At 73.0% G+C, this 15,447-nt stretch carries 16 protein-coding genes and 1 riboswitch; of the genes, 6 read left to right on the top strand and 10 right to left on the bottom strand.

What is annotated here, in order from left to right; genetic code table 11:
- Positions 1–23: 23 nt before the first annotated feature.
- Both ABZ495_RS11765 and ABZ495_RS11760 read right to left on the bottom strand, forming a co-directional pair.
- Positions 24–965 carry a hypothetical protein gene (locus tag ABZ495_RS11765; protein WP_359803821.1) on the bottom strand — a complete coding sequence of 314 codons (942 nt, stop codon included), beginning with the start codon at positions 963–965 and terminating at the stop codon, positions 24–26.
- The gene (locus tag ABZ495_RS11760) at positions 962–1,309 is read right to left on the bottom strand and encodes a PadR family transcriptional regulator (RefSeq protein ID WP_352297299.1); all 348 of its coding nucleotides are present in this window, start codon (positions 1,307–1,309) and stop codon (positions 962–964) included. The genes ABZ495_RS11765 and ABZ495_RS11760 overlap by 4 nt, the downstream gene beginning before the upstream one ends.
- 90 nt (positions 1,310–1,399) lie before the next feature.
- On the opposite strand from ABZ495_RS11760, the gene ABZ495_RS11755 reads away from it, so the two are divergent.
- Positions 1,400–2,053: a hypothetical protein gene (locus tag ABZ495_RS11755; protein ID WP_359803822.1), complete on the top strand. Its 654-nt coding sequence runs from the start codon at positions 1,400–1,402 to the stop codon at positions 2,051–2,053.
- Positions 2,054–2,149: 96 nt separating this feature from the next.
- Here ABZ495_RS11755 and ABZ495_RS11750 read toward each other — a convergent pair whose 3' ends face one another.
- The 5 genes from ABZ495_RS11750 to thrC all read right to left on the bottom strand — a co-directional run bounded on the left by ABZ495_RS11750 (position 2,150) and on the right by thrC (position 7,077).
- Positions 2,150–2,515 (bottom strand): hypothetical protein, encoded by a 366-nt coding sequence (locus ABZ495_RS11750; protein ID WP_329489150.1) that lies wholly within the window; start codon positions 2,513–2,515, stop codon positions 2,150–2,152.
- Between the two features lie 100 nt (positions 2,516–2,615).
- Complete coding sequence (gene groL / locus ABZ495_RS11745; protein WP_359803823.1) at positions 2,616–4,238, bottom strand: chaperonin GroEL; 1,623 nt, start codon at positions 4,236–4,238, stop codon at positions 2,616–2,618.
- 404 nt (positions 4,239–4,642) lie between these two features.
- Positions 4,643–4,846 carry a cold-shock protein gene (locus tag ABZ495_RS11740; protein ID WP_030289665.1) on the bottom strand — a complete coding sequence of 68 codons (204 nt, stop codon included), beginning with the start codon at positions 4,844–4,846 and terminating at the stop codon, positions 4,643–4,645.
- 603 nt (positions 4,847–5,449) lie between these two features.
- Positions 5,450–5,728, bottom strand: coding sequence for a ubiquitin-like small modifier protein 1 (locus ABZ495_RS11735; RefSeq protein ID WP_329489148.1), 279 nt, complete (start codon positions 5,726–5,728; stop codon positions 5,450–5,452).
- 62 nt (positions 5,729–5,790) lie between these two features.
- The gene (thrC, locus tag ABZ495_RS11730) at positions 5,791–7,077 is read right to left on the bottom strand and encodes a threonine synthase (RefSeq protein WP_329489147.1); all 1,287 of its coding nucleotides are present in this window, start codon (positions 7,075–7,077) and stop codon (positions 5,791–5,793) included.
- A 17-nt stretch (positions 7,078–7,094) separates the two neighbouring features.
- A riboswitch (SAM riboswitch) is annotated at positions 7,095–7,227 on the bottom strand.
- A gap of 149 nt (positions 7,228–7,376) precedes the next feature.
- Between thrC and ABZ495_RS11725 the strand changes: the two genes are divergently transcribed.
- Together ABZ495_RS11725 and ABZ495_RS11720 are read left to right on the top strand one after the other, a co-directional pair.
- Positions 7,377–8,444, top strand: coding sequence for a glucosyl-3-phosphoglycerate synthase (locus tag ABZ495_RS11725; RefSeq protein ID WP_359835519.1), 1,068 nt, complete (start codon positions 7,377–7,379; stop codon positions 8,442–8,444).
- A gap of 47 nt (positions 8,445–8,491) precedes the next feature.
- Complete coding sequence (locus ABZ495_RS11720) at positions 8,492–9,961, top strand: trehalose-6-phosphate synthase (protein ID WP_359835517.1); 1,470 nt, start codon at positions 8,492–8,494, stop codon at positions 9,959–9,961.
- 49 nt (positions 9,962–10,010) lie between these two features.
- On the opposite strand, the gene otsB is transcribed toward ABZ495_RS11720, so the two are convergent.
- Both otsB and ABZ495_RS11710 read right to left on the bottom strand, forming a co-directional pair.
- Positions 10,011–10,880, bottom strand: a complete 870-nt coding sequence (otsB, locus tag ABZ495_RS11715) for a trehalose-phosphatase (RefSeq protein ID WP_359835515.1) — start codon at positions 10,878–10,880, stop codon at positions 10,011–10,013.
- Between the two features lie 96 nt (positions 10,881–10,976).
- Positions 10,977–11,216, bottom strand: coding sequence for a DUF3263 domain-containing protein (locus tag ABZ495_RS11710; protein WP_329489143.1), 240 nt, complete (start codon positions 11,214–11,216; stop codon positions 10,977–10,979).
- Between the two features lie 103 nt (positions 11,217–11,319).
- Between ABZ495_RS11710 and ABZ495_RS11705 the strand changes: the two genes are divergently transcribed.
- Positions 11,320–11,664 carry a cupin domain-containing protein gene (locus tag ABZ495_RS11705; protein ID WP_329489142.1) on the top strand — a complete coding sequence of 115 codons (345 nt, stop codon included), beginning with the start codon at positions 11,320–11,322 and terminating at the stop codon, positions 11,662–11,664.
- A 31-nt stretch (positions 11,665–11,695) separates the two neighbouring features.
- Here the strand turns inward: ABZ495_RS11705 and ABZ495_RS11700 are convergent, their stop codons facing one another.
- Positions 11,696–12,967: an extracellular solute-binding protein gene (locus tag ABZ495_RS11700; RefSeq protein ID WP_329489141.1), complete on the bottom strand. Its 1,272-nt coding sequence runs from the start codon at positions 12,965–12,967 to the stop codon at positions 11,696–11,698.
- Positions 12,968–13,278: 311 nt separating this feature from the next.
- On the opposite strand from ABZ495_RS11700, the gene ABZ495_RS11695 reads away from it, so the two are divergent.
- Positions 13,279–14,226 carry an ROK family protein gene (locus ABZ495_RS11695; RefSeq protein ID WP_359803826.1) on the top strand — a complete coding sequence of 316 codons (948 nt, stop codon included), beginning with the start codon at positions 13,279–13,281 and terminating at the stop codon, positions 14,224–14,226.
- Positions 14,223–15,425 (top strand): N-acetylglucosamine-6-phosphate deacetylase, encoded by a 1,203-nt coding sequence (gene nagA / locus ABZ495_RS11690; protein ID WP_359835513.1) that lies wholly within the window; start codon positions 14,223–14,225, stop codon positions 15,423–15,425. The genes ABZ495_RS11695 and nagA overlap by 4 nt, the downstream gene beginning before the upstream one ends.
- Positions 15,426–15,447: the final 22 nt, after the last annotated feature.

Here is a 15,447-nt window from a genome sequence, read left to right as displayed (position 1 = left end):
GCGAGGCCCGTACGGCCGATCGGTCACAGAGCCGAGCGGCGCAGACCCTCGATGCCCCGCCAGCCGATCCCGGCCACCGCCACGAACGCCGCGCCGACCGCGCCGACCCCCAACAGGTTCCAGATCCCACCGGCCGACTCCCAGAGGCTGAACAGGCTGAACGAGAGGGTCAGCGGCAGCACCGCCAGCCCGATCGCCGCCGGCACCAGCCAACCGCGCGCCGCGGCGCACACCAGCAGCAGCGGAACCGCCAGCAGCAGGGCGGCCCACGGGTCGTTCATCAGGTACCGGGTGTCCCAGCCGCCCTGGGCGCTGACCACCAGCAGACCCCCGACCGCGCCCAGCGGCACCAGGGCCGCGGTCCGCCAGGTCGGCCGGCCCAGCAGGTCCCCCGGTGCGGCGAGCACCAGCAGACCGGACAGCACGAACGGCAGCGCGGAGGTGGAGCTGTAGGAGAACCACCACCAGTCGACGAACTCCACGCTCAGGACGGAGTCGGCCAGGTTCAGCAGACCGGCGCCGATCACCGCGACCGACAGGACCCGGGCCGCCGTCCAGTGCCCCAGCACCGCGGCCACCGCCAGCAGCAGCGAGGCCACCGGCAGCGCGAACACGGTCAGCGCCAGCAGGACCGAGGAGTGCGCCCCCTGGATCCGCCAGGCGATCAGGTCGGGGTCGCTGACCCACGGGTAGAGGGCGGCCCCCGCGGCGGTGCCGGCCACCAGCGGAACCGCCAGCGCCAGCAGCCGCCCGGCCGCCGACGCCGAGGTCAGCCGGGCGCGCATCCGCAGGCCGTAGGCGGCGAGGTCCAGCGCCTCCCGCAGCAGGGTGGGCCGGTCCGCCTCCGCCGTGGTGTCGGCGAAGACCGCGGCCAGCTCCTCGCCGCGCTCGCGGCGGTAGCGGGCCGGGTAGAGCTGGAGCGCCGCCCGCAGGGCGACCGGCCGGTCGATGGTCTGCATGCTCACGCGAAGACCCCCCTGACCATCGAGAGCACGGCGGAGAGCCGGCGCTCGGCCTCGGAGGCGACGGCCCGCAGCCGCCCCGCCTCGGCCGCCAGCGCGCCGCGGCCGGCCGGCGTCAGCGCGTAGCTGCGCCGGGCCCGGCCGTCCACGACCTCCTCGGCGGCGACCTCGATCAGGCCCTGCTGGAGCAGCCGGTCGAGCGCGCCGTAGAGGGTGCCGGTGCGCATCTTCACCCGGCCGTCGGAGATCGCGGCGACCTCCTGGATGAGCGCGTAGCCGTGTCTGGGCGCGTCGGCCAGCGCGGTGAGCAGAAGCAGCGTCGGCTCCTGCATGGCTCGTTCTGTCATAGGACTACATATATCGTCAAACTACATATGCGTCCAGTGGACCCGCCGGACTCCGCCCGTGCCGCGACCGGCACCCGCCAGAATGAGCCCATGCCGAACCAGCCCGCCGCCCCCGTCCCGGCCGACCTGCTCGCCGACTGGACCGCCCTGCTGCGCCGCTGCGGCGCCGGCGCCGACCCCGCGCCGTACGGCCGCGACCTGCTGGGCCGCTGGACCGAACCGCAGCGCCGCTACCACACCACCGCCCACCTGCGGGCGGTGCTCGGCCACGTGGACGTGCTCGCCGCGCACGCCGAGGACCCGGACACCGTCCGGCTGGCCGCCTGGTTCCACGACGCCGTCTACCGCCCGGACCGCTCCGAGAACGAGGAGCGCAGCGCCGCCCTCGCCGTCCGGGCGCTCACCGAGGCGGGCCTGTCCGAGCCGCGGACCGCCGAGGTGGCCCGTCTGGTCCGGCTCACCGTCTCGCACCGCCCCGAACCCGGCGACCGGGACGGCGAGGTGCTCTGCGACGCGGACCTCGCCGTCCTCGGCGGCGACCCGCGGGCGTACGCCGCCTACGCGGCCGCGGTGCGCGAGGAGTACGCCTTCGTCCCGGAGCCGGACTTCCGCGCCGGGCGGGCCGACATCCTGCGCCGGCTCCTGGCCCTGCCCGCGCTCTACCGCACACCCCTCGCCCGCGAGCGCTTCGACGCCGCCGCCCGGGCCAACCTGGCGGCCGAACTCGACCGGCTCGAAGGCTGACGCGCCGACTCGATGACTCACTGAGCGGCCGACCCGCCCGGGACGCGCGAAGGCCCGGCCCGGCGCACGGAGCGCCGGAGCCGGGCCGGGGCGGGATCAGCCGTCGAGCCGGCCGACGGGCGCCACCACCGCCCCCGCCTTGCCGCAGACCCAGTGCGGCTCCGGCCCCAGCTCGGGCTCGACGCCCAACGCGTGCGGGTCCCCGTCGGCCGCGCAGGAGGTGCAGAGCGGCCAGCGGCCGTAGGCCTCCAGCAGCGCGTCCTGGACGTCCTGGGCGACCAGCCCGAGCACGTACTCGGCGCCGTCCGGCCACTGCTCAAGCCACCACCGGCGGTGCGTCACGGCGTCCTCGACCAGCGACACCACGGCGGCGTCCGCCACGTCCCGCGCGGTCAGGTCGGCCAGGATCAGCGCCCGCGCGTTGTGCAGGGCGGTCTCGATGTCATCAGCGGTGGCAGCCATCCGTCCATTGTCCCAAAACGGCGCCGGACACAACGCCGCACGGGCGGCTCCCCGAGGGGAACCGCCCGTGCGATCGGGAAACGACCGATCCCGGAGGGGATCAGAAGTCCATGTCACCGCCCGGCATGCCGCCGCCGGCGGCCGCGGCGGCCTTCTCCGGCTTGTCGGCGATGACGGCCTCGGTGGTGAGGAAGAGCGCCGCGATGGAGGCGGCGTTCTGCAGCGCGGAACGGGTGACCTTCGCCGGGTCGATGATGCCCTCGGCGATGAGGTCGACGTAGGTGTTGGTGGCGGCGTTCAGGCCGTGGCCGGCGGGGAGGTTGCGCACCTTCTCCACCACGACACCGCCCTCGAGGCCGGCGTTGGTCGCGATCTGCTTGATCGGGGCCTCCAGCGCCACGCGGACGATGTTGGCACCGGTGGCCTCGTCGCCCTCCAGCTCCAGCTTGTCGAACGCGACACCGGCCTGCAGCAGCGCGACGCCACCACCGGCGACGATGCCCTCCTCGACGGCGGCCTTCGCGTTGCGGACGGCGTCCTCGATGCGGTGCTTGCGCTCCTTGAGCTCCACCTCGGTGGCCGCGCCGGCCTTGATGACGGCCACGCCGCCGGCCAGCTTGGCGAGGCGCTCCTGGAGCTTCTCGCGGTCGTAGTCCGAGTCGCTGTTCTCGATCTCGGCACGGATCTGGTTCACGCGGCCGGCGACCTGGTCGCTGTCGCCGCCACCGTCGACGATGGTGGTCTCGTCCTTGGTGATGACCACCTTGCGGGCGGTGCCCAGCAGGTCGATGCCGGCGTTCTCCAGCTTGAGGCCGACCTCCTCGGAGATCACGGTGCCACCGGTGAGGATGGCGATGTCGCCGAGCATGGCCTTGCGGCGGTCGCCGAAGCCCGGGGCCTTGACGGCGACGGACTTGAAGGTGCCGCGGATCTTGTTCACGACCAGCGTCGACAGGGCCTCGCCCTCGACGTCCTCGGCGATGATGACGAGCGGCTTGCCGCTCTGCATGACCTTCTCCAGCAGCGGGAGCAGGTCCTTGACCGAGCCGATCTTGGAGTTGGCGATGAGGATGTACGGGTCCTCGAACGTCGCCTCCATCCGCTCCAGGTCAGTGGCGAAGTAGGCGGAGATGTAGCCCTTGTCGAAGCGCATGCCCTCGGTGAGCTCGAGCTCCAGACCGAAGGTGTTGCTCTCCTCGACGGTGATGACGCCTTCCTTGCCGACCTTGTCCATGGCCTCGGCGATGAGCTCGCCGATCTGGGTGTCGGCGGCCGAGATGGAGGCGGTGGAGGCGATCTGCTCCTTGGTCTCCACGTCCTTGGCCTGGGCCAGCAGCTGGTCCGAGACGGCCTGGACGGCCTTCTCGATACCGCGCTTCAGGGCCATCGGGTTGGCGCCGGCGGCGACGTTGCGCAGACCCTCGCGAACGAGCGCCTGGGCCAGCACGGTGGCGGTGGTGGTGCCGTCACCCGCGACGTCGTCGGTCTTCTTGGCGACCTCCTTGACGAGCTCCGCGCCGATCTTCTCGTAGGGGTCCTCGAGCTCGATCTCCTTGGCGATGGAGACACCGTCGTTGGTGATCGTGGGGGCGCCCCACTTCTTCTCCAGCACGACGTTGCGGCCCTTGGGGCCGAGCGTGACCTTCACCGCGTCGGCGAGCTGGTTCATGCCACGCTCAAGGCCGCGGCGAGCTTCCTCATCAAAGGCGATGATCTTGGCCATCAGAAGTGGTCCTCCGGGACACGGTCGACTGCTCGGACCAAGGGGTGCCCGCGACGGACGGCCCTGGTGTGCGGGGGTCCTTTCCCCTACCGCTCCCGGGGGCCTCACCGACCCAGTCCGCTGTCACTCTCACACTGTGAGTGCTAACGCCAATGATTAGCACTCCGGGTAGGCGAGTGCAAGCCCAATCGCCCAACCCGCGAGCCGCGTCCGCCCCCTGCGGCCGCCGTCGGCGAGCCCCCGATGGGCCGCCGCCGGGTGTCCGGCACCCCCGCGCCGGACGCCGCGCGGGCCCCCCGCCGGACATGCCGACGGGCCCGTACGACATGTGTCGTACGGGCCCGTCGTGAAGCAAGAGGTGCACCAGCCGAATGGGCCGAGCCGAACTCCTGGGGTCGGAAAGGTCAGACCGCGGCGCGGACCATGTCCGCCTGCGGGCCCTTCTGCCCCTGAGAGATCTCGAACTCGACCCGCTGGCCCTCCTCAAGGGTGCGGTAGCCGTCCATCTGGATCGCGCTGTAGTGGACGAAGACGTCCGCACCACCGTCGACCGCGATGAAGCCGTAGCCCTTCTCCGCGTTGAACCACTTGACGGTGCCCTGAGCCATTCCGAACTCCCCTAGTGCTGTGCTGGCCCTTCACGCGCCCGCAGGTCGCGGGCCCGGGTCTGGTTTGAGGCCGGCCCGGGGAACCCCCCCTGGGCGCAGCCGTGCACGCCACAATCGTCCGCGGAGACCACCGGAAGGCCTCCGGTGAGCGGGTGATTGCGTCGACCGCGGCTGAATGTATCCGGATCGACGCCCTCTGCAACAGGGTCAACCGCTGGGAATTCCCTAGGTCCGCCAGGGGACAGGCCAGACCAAAGCGGGAGGAAATCGGCATTTCACGCCGGACATAGCGGACGAATTACTCAAATGCCTTCGAGAATTCTGACATCGGCCTGACATGTTTCACGGTCACGGCCCCGGCGCCGGTCTCAGCGGCCGGACAGACACCGGCGGTACGGGCGCGGACGGAGTTCGAGTACCGGCGCGAGGGGGATGGGGCGGCCCTCTTCCCGGACGAGCCACACTCTACTCCCCCGGACTGCGAAATATTCCCGCCGGAATGCGGCGGGCCGCCCGCGCGTACGGAGATCGGAATTCCGTACGCACGGACGGCCCGGTCGAAAACGGGTCGGCCGATGAAAGGCCTGGTCGGAAAGGGGCGGATCAGCAGCCGCCGGCCACCGCCGGAATGATCGAAACGCTCGCGCCGTCCTTGATCTCGGTGGCCAGGCCCTCGGCGAACCGGACGTCGTCGTCGTTGACGTAGACGTTGACGAACCGGCGCAGCTTGCCGGCGTCGTCCAGGATCCGGGCGGCGATCCCGGCGTGGTTCCGCTCCAGGTCGGCGATGACGTCGCCCAGAGTGGCGCCCTCGGCGGCCACCTCGGCGGCGCCGCCGGTGTAGGTGCGCAGGATGGTCGGGATGCGGACGGTGGCGCTCATGGGGGATCTCCTCGGGCGGTGCGGCCGGGCGGCCGGTACGGGCTGCGGGGGCTGCGGGCGGGTCAGGCGGACGCGAGGCCGGCGTCGCGGAACGAGGCCAGCGTCGGGCGGATGACGGTGGTCATCCCGGAGTCGGAGACGGCGTCCAGCGTCTTCAGGCCGTCACCGGTGTTGATCGCGACGGTCTCCTTGGCCGGATCCAGCTGTCCGGTCTCGACCAGCTTCTTCAGCACGCCGACGGTCACCCCGCCCGCGGTCTCGGCGAAGATGCCCTCGGTCCGGGCCAGCAGCTTGATCGCGGCGACCACCTCGGCGTCGGTGACGTCCTCGACCGCCCCGCCGGTGCGCCGGGCGATGTCCAGCACGTAGGGGCCGTCGGCCGGGTTGCCGATCGCCAGCGACTTGGCGATGGTGTCCGGCTTGACCGGCCGGATCACGTCCTGGCCGGCCTTGAAGGCCGCCGACACCGGTGAGCAGCCCGCCGCCTGGGCGCCGAAGATCCGGTACGGCCGGTCCTCGACCAGGCCCAGCTTGATCAGCTCCTGCAGGCCCTTGTCGATCTTCGTCAGCTGCGAGCCCGAGGCGATCGGGATGACGATCTGCTCCGGCAGCCGCCAGCCGAGCTGCTCGCAGATCTCGTACGCCAGCGTCTTGGAACCCTCGCCGTAGTACGGGCGCAGGTTGACGTTGACGAAGCCCCAGCCCTCACCGGCCGGGTCGCCGATCAGCTCCGAGCAGAAGCGGTTCACGTCGTCGTAGTTGCCCTCGATGCCGACCAGCTCGCCGCCGTAGACACCGGCCATGACGACCTTGCCCTGCTCCAGGTCGTGCGGGATGAACACGCAGGACTTGAACCCGGCCCGGGCCGCCGCCGCGCCCACCGCGCCGGCCAGGTTGCCGGTCGAGGAGCAGGAGAGGGTCGTGAAGTGGAACGCCCGGGCCGCCTCGATCGCGCAGGCGACCACCCGGTCCTTGAAGGAGTGCGTCGGGTTGCCGGAGTCGTCCTTGACGTGCAGCTGGGCGGTGAACCCGAGCTCGCGGCCCAGGTTGTCCGCCTTCACCAGCGGGGTCCACCCCGGGTTGAGGTTCGGCTTGTCGGCCACGTCGGCCGGGACGGGCAGCAGCGGGGCGTAGCGCCAGATCGACGCCGGACCGGCCTCGATCCGCTTGCGGAGCTCCTCCGCGCCCTCGCTCCCGAAGTCGTAGGCGATCTCCAGCGGCCCGAAGCACTCCAGGCAGGCGAAGCTGGGACCGAGCGGGAACCGGGTACCGCACTCCCGACAGGACAGTGCGACGGCGGGACCGAGATCAACGGTCGCGGGGGCGGCTGCGGCGGTGTCGATAGCCATGATGGCGGAGGCCTCTCTCCTCATCTTCCCCGTGACGCGGGCGCGCCACAGGCCGGAATTGGCACCTGTCCCGCCGGGGCCGGAGGCCTGCCGTGCGAGAAGGTTGCCGGGACGTCAACGGGCCGTTCCCTCAGTCCCTCTGGATGAGCTCTGTGAAGTTGTGGTCCTGCTCAGCGACGACCCCGGCGTGCGAAGGTCCGATCGCTGTACGAAGACTGTATCCGAAGGCGTCAACCCTGAACGGGACCGTCCGCCACGCGAGATGCCCCGTCCCACCCCGATCCGTCGAGGAGAGTTCCGTGCCCGCCGAACCGACACCCGCGCTCCTCCCGAAGGCGGCGTCCTGGCTGCGCCGCCGCTCCTGGAGCGCGGCCGACCGCCCGGTGGGCGCCCTGCTGGCGGCCAAGCAGGCGGCGGGTCGGGCCGGCACCGTCAGCGTGGTGCTGCCCGCCCTGGACGAGGAGGCCACCGTCGGCGACATCGTCCGCACCGTGCGCCGCGAGCTGATGGAACGCCTGCCCCTCGTCGACGAACTCGTCGTCGTCGACTCCGGCTCCGTCGACGGCACCGCCGCCGCGGCCGCCGAGGCCGGCGCCCGGGTCGTCCACCGCGACGACATCCTGCCCCGGCTGCCCGCCGCCCCCGGCAAGGGCGAGGTGCTCTGGCGCTCGCTGCTGGTCACCAGCGGCGAGATCGTCTGCTTCGTCGACGCCGACCTGCGCTCCTTCGACCCCGCCTTCGTCTCCGGCATCATCGGCCCGCTGCTCACCGAGCCGGACATCCAGCTGGTCAAGGCCATGTACGACCGGCCGCTCGAAGTGACGAACGGCTCCGGCTCCGGCGACGCCGCCGTGGTCCCCTCCGGCGGCGGACGGGTCACCGAGCTGGTCGCCCGCCCCCTGCTCAACCTGCACTGGCCGGAACTCGCCGGTTTCGTCCAGCCGCTCGGCGGCGAGTACGCGGCCCGCCGCTCGCTGCTCGAACGGCTGCCGTTCCCCACTGGCTACGGCGTCGAGCTCGGCCTCCTGGTGGACGCCCTGGAGCTCGCCGGCCTGGACGCCCTCGCCCAGGTGGACGTCGGCGTACGCCACCACCGCCACCAGGACAGCCAGGCACTCGGCCGGATGGCCGCCACCATCTACCGCACCGCCCTGGAACGCCTGGACCGGACCCACCGGCTGAAGGCCTCCGCCGACCTGGTCCACCCGCTGCTCACCCAGTTCACCCGGGACCCGCGCACCGCGGCCGGGCCCCCGGCCGGCGGCGCCGCCATCTTCACCCCGCACACCCATGCGATCACGGCGGAGGAACGGCCCCCGATGCACACCGTCCCGGAGTACGCCGCCCACCACGGCCACCAGGCCTGACGCCGGACGGGGGTTTGCCGACCCGGGCCCACGGCAACGTACCAACCATGGGCGATCTCACGACCGAACGTTCGAGTGCGACCGGTTCCGCCACCGTACTGGTGGCCTCCAACCGGGGACCGGTGTCATTCAGTACCGCGGCCGACGGCACCCTGACCCTGCGCCGGGGCGGCGGCGGGCTGGTGTCCGGACTCTCCGCGATCGACGACCCGCATGCCGTCTGGGTCTGCGCGGCGCTCGGCGACGCCGACCGCCGGGCCGCCCGGGAGGCCCCCGACGGCCGCCTCGACCGGGCCGGCCACGACGTCGGCGGACAGGCCGTCCGGATGCTGGACATAGACCCGGAGACCTTCGCGGCCGCCTACAACGGCGTCGCCAACTCCACCCTCTGGTTCGTCCACCACCTGCTCTACGCCACCCCGACGGCCCCCTCCTTCGGCGCGGAGTTCCGCTCCGAATGGCAGTCCTACCGCGCCTACAACGCCGCCTTCGCCGAGGCCCTCGCCGCCGAGGCCGCGCCCGGGGCCGCGGTACTGATCCAGGACTACCACCTCTCGCTGGCCCCGGCCCTGCTCCGGACCGCCCGCCCCGACCTGCGCATCGGCCACTTCTCGCACACCCCGTGGGCCCCGCCCGAGTACTTCCGGCTGCTGCCGGACGACGTCGCCGAGAGCGTCCTCACCGGCATCCTCGGCGCCGACCGGGCCGCCTTCCTCACCCGCCGCTGGGCCCTCGCCTTCGCCGACTGCTGCGCGGACGTCCTCGGCGCGGACATCGACCGCGAGGCCCTCACCGTGACGCACGCGGGCCGCACCACCCGGCTCGGCGTGCACGCCCTCGGGGCCGACGCCGACTTCCTGCGCGAGCGGTCCCACCGCCCGGACGTCGACGAGCGGCTCGCCACCCTGCGCGAGGCGGTCGGCGGGCGGCGCACCGTCGTCCGGGTCGACCGCACCGAGCTGAGCAAGAACATCGTCCGCGGCTTCCAGGCCTACCGGCACCTGCTCCGCACCCGCCCCGAGTGGCTGGACAGCGTGGTGCACATCGCCTTCGCCTACCCCTCGCGCACCGACCTCGCCGAGTACCGCGCCTACACCGCCGAGGTCGAGCGGATCGCCGCCGAGATCAACGCGGAGTTCGGCACCGCCGACTGGCAGCCGCTGATCCTGCATGTCGACGACGACTTCCCGCGCTCCCTCGCGGCCTACCGGCTGGCCGACGTCGCCCTGGTGAACCCGATCCGCGACGGCATGAACCTGGTCGCCAAGGAGGTCCCGGTGGTCTCCGACCGCGGCTGCGCCCTGGTGCTCTCCCGCGAGGCCGGCGCCCACGCGGAGCTGGCCGACGACGCCCTGTGCGTCAACCCGTACGACGTCATCGCCACGGCGGAGGCCCTGCACACGGCGCTCACCATGCCCGAGGACGAGCGCGCCGACCGCACCAAGCGCCTCGCCGCCGCCTCGACGGCGCTGCCGCCGCAGCAGTGGTTCCTCGACCAGCTGACGGCGCTGGACTGACCGCCGCCGCGCCGGCCGGCGGCTCGACCGCCGGCCGGCACGGCCGGCCCTAGGAGCCCTGGGCCCGGTCCCCGAGCGCCGCTCCCAGCGCCGTCAGCAGCCCCACCACGCCGGCCGGGCCGGCGACCACCAGGTCCGCCCGGTCGGCGAGCTCCCGCACCGGCGCGTCGCCGTCGACCGTGCCGCTGCACACCAGCAGGCCGGCCAGCCCCTCGCCGCGCAGCTTCTCCACGGCCGCGAAGGCCGCCACGTCCCCCAGGTCGTCCCCCGCGTAGAGCACCGCCCGGGCGCCCCGCTCGCGCAGGAACCCGATCAGCGCGGCGCCCTTGTCCACCCCCGGCGGCCGCAGCTCCAGCACCAGCCGGCCCGGCTCCACCACCAGCCCGTGCTCGGCGGCCAGCGCCTCCACCGGGGCGCGCAGCAGCTCGAACGCCTCCTCCGGCGCCTCCGTCCGCCGGGTGTGGACGGCCAGCGAGCGCCCCTTGTCCTCCACCCACGTCCCGGCCGGCGCTCCGACCCGCGCCAGTACGCCGTCCAGCGCGGCCCGCGCCCGTGCCACTCCCGGGTGCGCCGGCGGCGCAGTCAGCTCGCCGCCCTCCCAGCGCTCGGCCCCGTAGTGCCCGAGCACCACCACGCCGTCGACGTCGCCGAACCCGCCGTACTCCACCGCCAGGGCGGCCGGCCGGCCGGTCACCACCACGATCGCGCCGACCCGGGGCGCCAGCTCCGCCAGCGCGCCCGCCGCTCCCGGATGCGCCCGCGCCCGGCTCGGATCCGCCACGATCGGCGCCAGCGTCCCGTCGAAGTCGAGCGCCACCACCGCCTCCCGGGGCGCCCGGAGGATCGCCTCCAGCCCCGCCCGTCCGGCCTCGTTCCCCGGCTCCGCCATCTCCTCAAGACCCATGTCCTCAAGACCCATGTCCGGAACCTACCCAGCCTTCCGGGCCCGACCCGCCCCCGGACCCGGGAACGCCCCGGTAGCCCGAGCGGCCCGAGCGGCCCGCGACCACCCGGGCTACCGGGCCGCGCGCCGTGCCTCCCGCACCCGCCGCAGCCGGTTCACCAGCACCGGCGCGTGCGCCAGCGCCGCCGGCCGGTCCAGCAGGGCGTTCAGCAGCTGGTAGTAGCGCGTGCTGGAGAGCCCCAGCTCCTCGCGGATCGCCCGCTCCTTGGCCCCGGCCGTCCGCCACTGCCGCCCTTCGAGCTCCAGCACCGCCGTGTCCCGCTCGTCGAGCCCGTCCGTCCCCGCACCCATCCGCGACCCACCTCCGTCCAGCACTACGGAGTGTCATTCTCCCCCGGCGAGGCGACACACCTTGCGCCCCCGCCGGCGTCCCCGCCCGGGCTAGCGTCACCCCATGACGCCCAGCTTCGCCGTGCACATCCCGACCGCCGAGCTCGAACCCGACCCGCTCGACCCGGCCCAGATCGTCTCCGGCACCCCCGAGGTCTCCGGCCGCGTGCTCTCCGAGTCCCCCGACGGCCGCCAGCTGCGCGGCATCTGGCAGATCACCCCCGGCGTGGTCACCGACGTCGAGGCCGACGAGATGTTCGTGGTGCTCAGCGGCCGGGCCACCGTCGAGATCGACGGCGGCCCGACCCTGGAGGTCGGTCCGGGCGACTGCGCCGTCCTGCGGGCCGGCGACCGCACCACGTGGACGGTCCACGAGACCCTCCGCAAGGCCTACGCCATCACCCTCTGACGTCCGCACCCGCCGCCCGGCCCGGGATCCGTCACTTGCGGACCCGGGCCGCCTCCTTCACCGCGGACTCCTGGAGCCCCTCCAGCACCTGCTTGGCGTCGCCCGTCACGGCGCCGCCGATCCCCGCCTTGATCCGGTTGCTGACGTCCGCCCAGGCCGGGTCCCCGAAGGGGTAGAAGCTCGCGTTGGTCAGGCCGGCCGCGAACTGCTTGAGGTCCTCGTGCCTCCCGTCCTTGGTCACCGCGGTGAAGGCGTCCTGGGTGACCGGCAGCAGGTTGTACGTCTCGTCGAACTTGAGCTGGTTGTCCTTGGCGTACACGAAGCTGAGGAACTTGCGGATCTCGTTGCGGTGCCCGTTCGCCTTGAACGCCATCATCCAGTCGGCCACCCCGAGGCTGCCGGTCTTCGCCAGCCCGTCCTTCTTCGGGATCGGCGCCGTGCCGAAGTCGATCTTGCCCTTGGCCGCCATCCGCAGCAGCGTCGGGTGCCCGTTGAGCATCGCGACCTTCCCGGCCGCGAAGTCGGTGAACATCGGCGTGCGGTTGGTCTTCCCGGGATCGGGGTTGGTCAGCTTGGTGTCGACCAGGTTGGTGCGCAGCCAGGTGAAGGTGGCCTGGTTCTCCGTGCTGTCGATGGTGTAGTTGCCGACGTCGTCGGAGAGGCTGCCGCCACCGCTCAGCGTCCACAGCATCGACTCGGCCGGGGCCTCCTCGGGGCCGAGCGGCAGCCCGTACGGCGTGACCCCCGGCACCTTGGCCTTGATCTTCTCGGCGGCCTGCCGGAGCTCGTTCCAGGTGGCCGGCGGCTGGGTGATCCCGGCCTTCTGGAAGACCGCCTTGTTGTAGAACAGCACCCGGGAGGAGGAGACGAACGGGATGCCGTACTGCGTCCCGAGCACCTGGCCGGCGTGCGCGAACGACTCCATGATGTTGGCCTGGGTCTCCAGCGAGAGGACGTCACCCGCCGGGTACAGCCGGTTCGCCACCGCCTGGTCGGCGAAGCCGCCGGTCTGCAGCAGGTCGGGCGACTTGCCGGCGGCCACCAGGTCGTCGACCCGCTTGCCGATGTCGGTCCAGCTCGTCACCTCGACGTCGATCCGGATGTCCGGGTTGGCGGCCTCGAAGCGGCGGGCGACGTCGTCCCAGTACAGCTTGGAGCTGGTGGCCGCGTCCTCGCCGTAGTCGGCCGCCACGAGCTTGAGGGTGACGGTCTTGTCGTCCTGGCCGCCGCAGCCGGTGAGCAGCAGCGCTCCGGCCAGCGCGGTGCCGAGCAGCCGGGTGGGGGCCTGGGCGCGCCTGATCAACGCGGGTACCGCCTTCGGGGGGTGAAAGGAAGCGGGGGGCCGGAGGGGGGAATCCGGCGGAGGGGAGGCGGCAACCCTGCCAAATGCGGTGCACAGTGGTCCACACCTGTGGGCCGTCCCCGCCGGGTAGTTATCGAAGTGCGGAGGTCATTGCACGATGCGCAATGAATCCGCGTGAAAACCGCCCTCTCCGGGCGGGCGCAAAGTGCCGCACACCACATGGTTCTGCGACAAAGCTCACCTACTTTGGACCAGACCAATCCGACAACTGGACTAGACCTCTCCGACCCAGCCAAGGGAAACTGTCCTCCGTGAAGCACGTCATCGCACTCGATGTAGGCGGCACCGGCATGAAGGCCGCGCTGCTCGCCCAGGACGGCTCCGTGCTGTTCGAGGCACGCCGACCGACCGGGCGGGAGCACGGCACTGATGCCGTCGTCGCCGCCATCCTCGACTTCGCCGCCGACCTGGCGGACGAAGGTCGCAGCCGCTTCGGCGTCGCCCCGCTGGCGGCGGGCGTCGCCGTCCCGGGGACGATCGACGAGAAGAACGGCATCGCGGTCTTCTCCGCCAACCTCGGCTGGCGGGACCTCCCGATGCGCGAACTGCTGGGCGCGCGCCTGGCCGGGGCGGGCGGCACCGCGATGCCGGTCGCACTCGGCCACGACGTGCGCTCCGGCGGGCTCGCCGAGGGCCGCCTCGGCGCCGGGCGGGGTGTGGAGCGCTTCCTGTTCGTCGCGCTGGGCACCGGGATCGCCGGCGCCATCGGCATCGGCGGCCGGATCGAGGCCGGCGCCCACGGCTACGGCGGCGAGATCGGCCACGTCGTGGTCCGCCCGGGCGGGCCGCGGTGCGGCTGCGGCGCCCGGGGCTGCCTGGAGACCCTCGCCTCCGCCTCCGCCGTCTCCCGGGCCTGGGCCGCGGCCAGCGGGGACCCCGACGCCGACGCGGCATCCTGCGCCGTCGCGGTGGACGCCGGGGACCCCCGCGCGGTCGCGGTCTGGCAGCACGCGGTGGACGCCCTCGCCGACGGCATCGTGCTCGCCCAGAGCCTGCTCGACCCGTCCACGGTGATCGTCGGCGGCGGCCTCGCCGAGGCCGGCGACACCCTCTTCACGCCCCTGCGCGCGGCGGTTTCCGAGCGGCTGACCTTCCAGATGCCCCCCGAGGTCGTACCCGCCATGCTCAAAGACACCGCCGCGTCCCTGGGCGCCGGCCTGCTCGCCTGGGATCTGCTCTCCATGGAGGTGACCGCGTGACCACCGCGCGAATCGAATCGGCGGCCCGGCCCGCGGGCATCGCCCTGGCCGGCGCCCGGCTGGTCCTGCCGGGCGGTGTCGTCGAGGGCGACCGGCTCACGGTCGAGGGCCACCGGATCGCCGGCATCACGGGCGGCGCGGCGCGGCCGGGCGATCTCGACCTGACCGGGTACACCGTCGTCCCCGGCTTCGTGGACCTGCACGTCCACGGCGGCGGCGGCGCCTCCTACGCCTCCGGGATCGCCGAGGAGGCCCTGCGGGCCGCCCGCGTCCACCTCGAACACGGCACCACCACCACGGTCGCCTCCACCGTCACCGGCGAGATCGACGAGGTCGCCCGCCAGGCCGGCGTGCTGTCCGAACTCGTCGAGGACGGCGTCCTGGCCGGCATCCACTTCGAGGGCCCGTTCATCTCCCACAACCGCTGCGGCGCGCACCGCCCCGACCTACTGCGCGACCCGGACCCCGCGCTGGTCCGCAAGCTCGTCGACGCGGCCCGCGGCCACGCCAAGATGGTCACCCTCGCCCCCGAGCTGCCCGGCGGCCTGGAGTCGGTGCGGATGCTCGCCGACCTCGGCGTGATCGCCGCCGTCGGCCACACCGACTCGGACTACGCCAAGACCCTCGAAGCCGTCGACGCCGGCGCCACCGTCGCGACCCACCTGTTCAACGCCATGCCCGGCATCGCCCACCGCGCCCCGGGCCCGATCGTGGCGCTGCTGGAGGACGAGCGGGTCACCGTCGAGCTGATCAACGACGGCGTGCACCTGCACCCGTCCGTCCTCGACCTCGCCTACCGCACGGCCGGCGCCTCCCGGGTCGCGCTGATCACCGACGCCATGGGCGCCGCCGGGATGGGCGACGGCCTCTACCCCCTCGGCCCGCTCCAGGTCGAGGTCAAGGACGGCGTCGCGCGGCTGGTCGAGGGCGGCGCGATCGCCGGCTCGACGCTCACCCTGGACGTCGCGTTCAAGCGCTCCGTCACCGTCAACGGCCTCTCCCTGGCCGAGACCGTCGAATCGCTCAGCACCGTCCCGGCCCGCCTGCTCGGTCTCGCCGACTCGACCGGCTCGCTGGAGGCCGGCAAGAACGCCGACCTCGTCGTCCTCGACTCCGACGGCTACGACCTCGTCGCCGTCATGCGCCGGGGCGAGTGGATCACCGGCGGCGACACCTTCGCCGCCGTGCGGCCCGCCTGACACCGGACGCCCGACGGCCGCC

The organism is Kitasatospora sp. NPDC005748 (assembly GCF_040630735.1).
Lineage (GTDB): Bacteria > Actinomycetota > Actinomycetes > Streptomycetales > Streptomycetaceae > Kitasatospora.
The sequence above is the reverse complement of the archived record's forward strand: the minus strand, read 5'-3'. Positions and strand labels throughout refer to the sequence as shown.